The sequence below is a fragment of the Mesorhizobium sp. M7A.F.Ca.CA.004.06.1.1 genome, from assembly GCF_003999135.1.
Classification (GTDB): domain Bacteria; phylum Pseudomonadota; class Alphaproteobacteria; order Rhizobiales; family Rhizobiaceae; genus Mesorhizobium.
Genome location: NZ_RZPQ01000992.1, coordinates 1 through 1,751, shown reverse-complemented (window position 1 = coordinate 1,751; position 1,751 = coordinate 1). Strand labels below are relative to the sequence as shown.

Here is a 1,751-nt window from a genome sequence, read left to right as displayed (position 1 = left end):
ATCGTGGTCCCCTCTGCGCCCAGGCGAACGGCTTGTCGCGCGCGAAGCCGTGCTGGGTCATCGGATAGGTCTGGCCGCGATGGCGCAGTTGGTCGCCCTTCAGCCGGCCGACGATTGGAAACAGCACCGGCGAGTGACGCCGCCATTCCGGACCGGCCTGCCACAGAAACTCTGTGCCGTCGGCATCGCGTAGGGAGACAAGTTCGGCGCCCTGCCCGACAACAGTCGCCGAGATGCCGTCACCGTGAAGCGTCAGGCTGTCCTGTTCCATGCGTCCTCGCGGCTATCTGGCGTGGCCGGCAGGCTAGCAAAAGGGGACGTGCGAACTCAAGAGCGGCAGATTTACATCGCGTCTCAGTCAGCCGCGATGAACGATCCACCGCACATGGCAAATGCTGCCTCAAATAAAAAACCGTGGCCGGAGGTTTCCCTCCGGCCACGGTAAGTTGCGAAATGTTGCCTGCTACGGTCCGGATTACTCGCGTTCGCCGGTGAAGTTCAGCAGCAGCTGGAAGATGTTGATGAAGTTCAGATAGAGCGAGAAGGCGCCGAAGACGGCAAGTTTCTGGCGCGATTCCGCGTCGAAATTCTCGGCATACTGTTCTTTGATCGTCTGCGTATCCCAGGCGGTCAGGCCGATGAACACGGCGATGCCGATCACCGAGATGGCGAACTGCAGCGCGGTCGAGCCGAGGAAGATGTTGACGATGCTGGCGATCACCACGCCGATCAGGCCCATGATCAGGAATGACGAGAACTGGGTCAGGTCGCGCTTTGTCGTGTAGCCGTAGAGACTGGTGGCGCCGAACATGGTGGCGGCGATGAAGAAGGTGCGCGCGATGCTGGTTCCGGTGAAGACCAGGAACACAGAGGCGAGCGACAGGCCCATGACCGCGCAGAAGGCCCAGAACATCGCCTGGGCACTCGCCGCCGACATGGTCTGCATTTTGAACGAGAACAGCAAGACGAAGGCGAGCGGTGCCAGCATCACCACCCATTTCAGCGGGCTGGAGAAGATCGGCACGTAGAGCGCCGGCGTCGATGAGATCATGAAGGCGACGAGGCCGGTGACCACCAGGCCGACGCCCATGTAGTTGTAGACGCGCAGCATATGCTGGCGCAGGCCCTCGTCGAAGATGGCTCCGGTTTGGGCGCCGGCGCCGACGCGATATCCCAGATTGGGGGTGTTCATTTGCGTTCTCCTTTGTGGATCGATCAGTAAAGCGTCTTGGCAAGCGTCTCGGCGGCGCGGTCGAGGTCGTGGACCTCGCTTCGTCCGACCACCGCATAGGCGACATCGCCGATCTGGAAATAGGCCGACGAAATGTCGCCCGAGGGCGCTATCGCCGGCTTGACGACGTCGAAGGTTCCGGGCCGGATCGCAAACAGCGACACCAGCCCCATGTCTTTCGTCTCGACCGCCATCTCGACGCTCGGCCCAAAGCGCGACGGATAGATCTGCACGTCGCGCACCCTCCAATCCGTCGGCAGCGACGGCATGACGATGGCAGTGGCGGCGCGGATTTCGCCGGCGTTGTAATTGGGCGTTTCCGCCTGCGATGGCATGCTCTCGCGCACCAGCGTCGTCCTGTGGGCCTGCACCGCCTCATCGACATAGGCGGGCGGCTGCGGCGAGGCGACGACCTTGGTCACCGACATCGGCCCGATGATGCCGTTTGCCAGCCAGCCGGCGGCGACGAAGCCGGCTACCGCCGCCGGCTGGCTGGCAAACGGCATCATCGGGCCGATGT

2 protein-coding genes and 1 pseudogene are annotated in these 1,751 nt (G+C 62.8%); all 3 read right to left on the bottom strand.

The window, feature by feature from the left end:
* Positions 1–271, bottom strand: a pseudogene (locus tag EN906_RS33060) (aldose 1-epimerase family protein); the annotation flags it as partial.
* A 204-nt stretch (positions 272–475) separates the two neighbouring features.
* On the bottom strand, positions 476–1,192 hold the full coding sequence (locus EN906_RS33055) for a Bax inhibitor-1/YccA family protein (protein ID WP_127271130.1): 717 nt from the start codon (positions 1,190–1,192) through the stop codon (positions 476–478).
* A 23-nt stretch (positions 1,193–1,215) separates the two neighbouring features.
* Positions 1,216–1,751 (bottom strand): anti-sigma factor (locus EN906_RS33050; RefSeq protein ID WP_164777566.1); only part of this gene is annotated, 536 nt, incomplete at its 5' end.